The organism is Streptomyces bambusae (assembly GCF_019400985.1).
In the GTDB taxonomy this organism is placed as follows: Bacteria; Actinomycetota; Actinomycetes; order Streptomycetales; family Streptomycetaceae; genus Streptomyces; species Streptomyces bambusae_A.
The window spans coordinates 1-5,706 of sequence record NZ_WTFF01000401.1 but is presented as its reverse complement, the minus strand read 5'-3'; the positions used below and the strand labels follow the sequence as shown (position 1 = coordinate 5,706).

Annotated in this window: 5 protein-coding genes; 1 reads left to right on the top strand and 4 read right to left on the bottom strand. The window is 71.2% G+C overall.

What is annotated here, in order from left to right:
- Positions 1-1,245, top strand: a 1,245-nt coding sequence (locus GPJ59_RS32565) for a terpene synthase family protein (protein WP_445271892.1), incomplete at its 5' end; no start/stop codon positions are given.
- A 51-nt stretch (positions 1,246-1,296) separates the two neighbouring features.
- Here GPJ59_RS32565 and GPJ59_RS32560 read toward each other — a convergent pair.
- The 4 genes from GPJ59_RS32560 to GPJ59_RS32545 all read right to left on the bottom strand — a co-directional run.
- Complete coding sequence (locus GPJ59_RS32560) at positions 1,297-2,538, bottom strand: YncE family protein (RefSeq protein ID WP_219671519.1); 1,242 nt, start codon at positions 2,536-2,538, stop codon at positions 1,297-1,299.
- A gap of 202 nt (positions 2,539-2,740) precedes the next feature.
- Complete coding sequence (gene tnpB / locus GPJ59_RS32555) at positions 2,741-4,195, bottom strand: IS607 family element RNA-guided endonuclease TnpB (protein ID WP_219671518.1); 1,455 nt, start codon at positions 4,193-4,195, stop codon at positions 2,741-2,743.
- On the bottom strand, positions 4,192-4,767 hold the full coding sequence (locus GPJ59_RS32550; RefSeq protein WP_219671517.1) for an IS607 family transposase: 576 nt from the start codon (positions 4,765-4,767) through the stop codon (positions 4,192-4,194). The genes tnpB and GPJ59_RS32550 overlap by 4 nt, the downstream gene beginning before the upstream one ends.
- A 163-nt stretch (positions 4,768-4,930) precedes the next feature.
- The coding region (locus GPJ59_RS32545; RefSeq protein ID WP_219671516.1) for an XdhC family protein at positions 4,931-5,706 on the bottom strand (776 nt) is incomplete at its 5' end.

The following is a 5,706-nucleotide window of genomic DNA, read 5'->3' as shown; positions in this document are numbered from 1 at the left end:
CTCGGCACGGGCGCCGTGCCCGGCGGGCCCGGCGCGAGCGCCCCCGGCATCCGGTCGGCGTTCCCGCCGCGGGCCACGCAGCTGCGCCGGCGCAGCCTCAGCCATGTGCCGTACCGGAAGGTCGGACCGTGGGTCACGCCCGACCTCTCGCTGCCCTTCCCGCTCGGCATCAGCCCGCATCTGGACCACGCCCGCCGTGAACTGGTCGACTGGTGCCGGCGGTCGGGCCTGCTGCAGCCGCAGCCAGGCGACCCCGGCTCCGCCCTCTGGGACGAACGCAAGCTGGTGGGCTTCGACTTCGCCCTCTGCGCGGCGGGCATCGACCCGGACGCGAGCCCCGGGGCGCTCGCGCTGAGCGCCCAGTGGATGGCCTGGGGCACGTACGCCGACGACTACTACCCCAAGGTCTTCGGCGCCACCCGGTCCCCCGGGGCCGCGCGGGCGGCGACCCGGCGGCTGGCGGCGATGATGCCGGTCGGCCCCGGGCCCGCCGCCCGGCCGGCCCCGGCCACGGTGCTGGAGAGCAGCCTGAAGGACCTGTGGGCACGTACCGCCGCCGGTATGGGCGAGGGGATGCGCGGGGAGTTCCGCAAGACGGTGCTCGGCATGCTCGACAGCTGGGCCTGGGAGATCGACAACACCACCGTCCACCGGGTCCCCGATCCGGTCGACTACGCCGAGATGCGCCGGTGGACCTTCGGCAGCCCGACCACGATGCTGCTGGCCCGGCTCGGCCACCGGGACCGGGGGCTCCCGCCCGAGCTCCTGCGGGGCGGGGTGATCCGCTCGCTGGAGAACGCCGCCTCGGACGTGGCCTGCATCGTGAACGACCTGTACTCGTACCGGAAGGAGATCGAGGTCGAGGGCGAGATGCACAACCACGTCCTGGTGACCGAGACCTTCTTCGGCATCGACCACCACCGCGCCGCACGCATCGTCGCGGACCTCATGGTCCGGCGCACCGAGGAGTTCGAGCACATCCGCGACCACCAACTGCCCGTGCTCTACGAGGACCTGGGCCTGGGCCGGACCACGCGCGGGGCGGTCGACGCGTACGTACGGGAACTGGAGGACTGGATGGCCGGAATCCTGCACTGGCACCGCGAGACGAGACGCTACCGGGACGAGGACCTGCACCCCCGGCCCGCCGCCCCGGGGCCGGGCACGCGGGCGGCGGCCGTCGGCTCCCCCACCTTCGGCATGGCGGCGGCAACGGCCCTCACCCGCAAGGGATCCGGCCGTTGACGCCCCGCCCACGCCCCGGGGTGGACGGGTAGGTGACGACGGGCCCGGACGCTAACGGGTCGGTCCGGTCCAGCCGGTGGGGACGTGGCCCAGGCGGACGCGCTGCGGGTGGTCGCCGACCGGGACGGAGACGCGCTTGGTGCCGGTGGCGAAGTCGATGGCCGTGACCCGGTCCGCGCCGCTCTCGGAGATGACGCACGCCGTGCCGTCGCCGTCGACGGTCGCCCAGTACGGCTTCGAGGCCGGCACCAGCGGGCCCTCGGCCAGCGTGCCGGTGTCCACCACGGTCGCGTAGTCGTCCATCGTGCCGGCCACGCACAGCTTGGTGCCGTCCGGGCTCATCGACATGCCGTGGTGGCGGGAGTCGTTGACCCAGGAGGTGCGGTCCTCGGAGGTGGCCGGGTTCTTCGGGAGCGTCTTGATCCGGGTGATCCGGTCGGCGGCCACGTCGTACTCCACGAAGCCGTTGAAAAAGGAGACCTGGAAGTACAGCCGGGACTCGTCGGGGCTGAAGGCGTTCGGGCGGACGGAGTCGGACAGGTCGGAGCGCCCGGCCGCGTTCAGCCGCTCGCGCATGTCGACCACCCGGACCGGGCGGAAGGTCTGCGCGTCCACCACCGTGAACCGGCGGTCCCCCTTCGTCCAGTCCAGCCAGGGCGCGTCCAGGGCGGTGTTGACCTCGCCGATGGAGGCGTTCCACAGCAGGCGCCCGTCGCGGGAGAAGGTGTTCTCGTGCGGCTTGTCGCCGGTGGGGAAGGAGCCGACCTGGGTCCCTGTGGTGATGTCGAGGACGTGGACGGTGTTGGCGGTGGAGGCCGAGACGGCGACCCGGCGCCCGTCCGGCGAGACCGCCATGTGGTCGGAGCGGTAACCGGACACGGGGAAGCGCCAGTTGATCCGGCCGGTACGCAGGTCGATGGAGACCACGTCGGCGAAGCTGGGGCGGGAGGCGACGACGGCCGAGCCGTCGGGGGTGGTGTACATGTCGTCCACGAACTGGTCGTGGCCCTCGCCCGCCGTGGTCCGGATGCCCAGGAAGTAGCCGAGCTTCACGGGGTTGAGGTAGATCTCCCGCAGCCGCTCCTCCTTGTCCGGGACGATGTTGATCCGCCCGATGCGGGCGAGGTCGCCGGTGGAGGCGAGGACGTCGGCGGTGCCCTCCCAGTTGTTGCCGACGAAGAGGACCTCCCGCAGGCCCTCACCGGCCACGTCGGGCTGGGCGGCCACGGGAGCCGCGGCGGCCAGGAGCGCGGCGGCGGCGAGGACGGACACGGTGCGCAGACTTCGCAACATGCGGCGGCTCCGGAGAAACGGGGAAGGGTGGGGGACCTTGCTCCTGTTGCCTACCGGCTACTGGCAAACTGCCGATCTGCCTACTACCCGGTACGTGTTACCGGCGGTAAAGCTAGACCGGAACGACGAAGGGCGCAACCGTTGCCGAGACCGTAGTCGGGTCTCGACATTCCGGGCATTCCGGCCCGGAAGGTCCGTCACATCACCAAAGCGTGAGGGCTTCGGCTTGAGGACGGTCTCTCGCTTCCTCCTGCCGCTGGTGCGGCAGGGTCGCGCCACCTGCCCGCCCCGCCCCCGTCGTGCGACGGGGGTGGGTGGCGCGGGTCTTACGGTCGGCTCCACGAGGCTTCGACAGCGCTGGGGTGTCCCGGTCTCCGGCCACTCCGGTACCGGTCGTGCCTACCGCCGCGAGGGCGACAAGGTTGAGCGCGGCGTTGTCGTCCCGGTCGATGACCAGGCCGCAGACGTCGCATTCGTAGGTCCGCACGTGCAGCGGCAGCTTGGCTTTCACCGCGCCGCACCCGGAACAGGTCTTTGAGGAGGGATACCAGCGGTCGGCCACGATGGTGCGGGTGCCGTGCCGCCAGCGGGTCTTGTAGTCGAGCTGACGTCGGATCTCACCGAACCCGGCATCGGCGATCCGTCGGGCCACGCGCCGGTTGCGGAGCATGCCGACGACGTTGAGGTCCTCGACCACGACGGTGCCGTACTCGGCGGAGACGGCGGTGGTGAGCTTGTGCAGGGCGTCCGTGCGCAGGTTCGCCACCCGGTGGTGCACCTTGTTGCGGGCCGCGTTGGCCTTCTCCCACCGCTTGGACGGCTTGCGACCGGTCCTGCGGTCCGGTCCCTGGCGGCGGGACACGGTCCGGGAGGCGCGACGCAGCACCCTCAGCGCGCCGTCATAGTGCCGGGGGTTGGCCACGGTGCGGATCTCGCCGGTCGAGTCCGCCATCACCACGAGGGTCTTCACGCCAAGATCGATACCGACCGCCACCTCAGGCCGGGAGACCCGGATCAGGTCCCGCTTCACCTCGACCTGGAACGAGGCGAACCACCGTCCGCGCTCGTGCCGGACGGTCGCCGACAGGATGCGTGCCGTCCCGTCCTGCACGCGGGTCAGGAGGCTGCCGGTGGGCTCATGAGTGCGGATCGTGCCCAGGCGCGGCAGCGTGACGTGCCGGCCGCCGGCGTCCACACGGATGGCGCCGGTGGTGAACCGGCAGGCAAGACGCGCCTTCCGCTTCACCTTGAACCGCGGCGCACCCATCCGGGCGCCCTTGCGCTTGCCGTTCTTCGACTTGGCGTAGTTGTCGAACGCGGCCGACGCGTTGGCCAGGCCGGTGTTGTACGCCTCCTTGGAGTTCTCCTCCCACCAGTCGGCGAACCGCGGATCAGTCTTCTTGGCCTCGTTGAACGTCTTCCGGAGCGACGGCAGCGACCACGGCCGCCACGGCGTCAGAGCATCCTCGGCGACGCCGTACGTAACCTCGGCCTTGCGCTGCCACCACGAGGCGGTCACCCAGCCGACAGCCCAGTTGTACGCCGCCCGGGCCGCACCGCAGTGCGAGCGTAACGCGGCCTCCTGAGCGGCGTTCGGGTCCAGCGCATACCGGTAGGCCTGCACCACGAACCCGGGCTGCGGCTGGAACCTCTTCACTCAGCGGCCTCGCCGGTCGCCACGGCCACCGCGCGTTCGGCCCTGCTCTTCGCCACCCCCCGCCCGTACAGGCGCGCACACAACGAGGTCAGCACCTCGGTGATGTCCCGCACCAGGTCATCGGTGGTCTCGGTGGGGTCGAGGACGACCAGGCGCCGCCCGGACGCCGACAGCACGGCTTCGAGGTACTCGACACCGAACCGGGCCAGCCGGTCACGATGCTCAACCACAATCACCACAGCGGACCGGTCGGACAGAACCCGGTACAGCTCGCTCCGACGCCCGTTCAGCCCCGAACCGACCTCCGTGACGACCTCGGCGACGGCCAGGCCCAGCCCGTTCGCACCGGCCACGACCCGGGCCACCTGGCGCTCAAGGTCGACCTTCTGATCCGCGGACGACACGCGGCAGTACACCACCACACGCCCGGACGGCTGGACAACGACCTCGTCGACCAGCCACGTCCCGGACGGCGCCTGGCGGACAGGAACGGGCATCTTCCCGTCCTTCACCCACCGCCACGCGGTCTGGTAACTCACGCCCTGCCGGCGCGCCCACTCCGAAAGCTTCACCCGACCAAAATAGACGATTAGAGATGACTATCAACGTCTAGAACATATTTAGCAATTGCGACCCCTGCGAATGATGAAGGAGGGGTGCGCCCCGGGTCAGGCCGCTGGTGAACGCTCAGCCGTGCTCAGCTCTTCCGCGCTCAGCTCTTCCGCGCTCAGCTCTTCAAGCCACGACACCGATCCGGCCGGCCACCACGTCGGTGCCGTCGTGGTGGATCGGGATGTGCGCCCCCGTGAGGGCGGCCCCGCTGCCGCCGCGCCGGTCGGCGACGATCTCGGCGGCGATGGACAGGGCCGTCTCCTCCGGCGAGCGGGCGCCGAGGTCCAGGCCGATCGGGGAGCGCAGGCGGGCGAGTTCGAGGTCGGTGACACCGACCTCGCGCAGCCGCCGGTTGCGGTCCTCGTGCGTACGGCGGGAGCCCATCGCGCCGACGTAGGCGACGGGAAGTTTCAGGGCCAGTTCGAGGAGCGGTACGTCGAACTTGGCGTCGTGCGTCAGTACGCACAGGACGGTACGGCCGTCCACCTCGGTGGACTCCAGGTACCGGTGCGGCCAGTCCACGACGATCTCGTCCGCGTCAGGGAAACGGTTCTTCGTGGCGAAGACCGGCCGGGCGTCGCAGACGGTGACGTGGTAGCCGAGGAACTTGCCGATCCGCACCAGTGCGGATGCGAAGTCGATGGCGCCGAAGACGATCATGCGGGGCGGCGGCACGCTCGACTCGACCAGGACCCGCAGCGGCTCGCCGCACAGCCGGCCGTCGGCGCCGATCGCCAGGACCCCGGTCCGGCCGGCGTCCAGCATGGCCCGGGCCTCCTCGGCCACGGTCTGGTCCAGCTCGGGGTGGCCGCCCAGGCCCCCCTCGTGGCCGCCGTCGGCGGCGACGAGCACCGCGCGGCCCATCAGCTCGGCCGGGCCCTCGGCGAAGGCGGGCCACA

What these genes read in the sequence shown, in the direction of transcription:
- GPJ59_RS32560 (WP_219671519.1), bottom strand. Translation starts at nt 2,538, where the DNA reads ATGTTGCGAAGTCTGCGCACCGTGTCCGTCCTCGCCGCCGCCGCGCTC.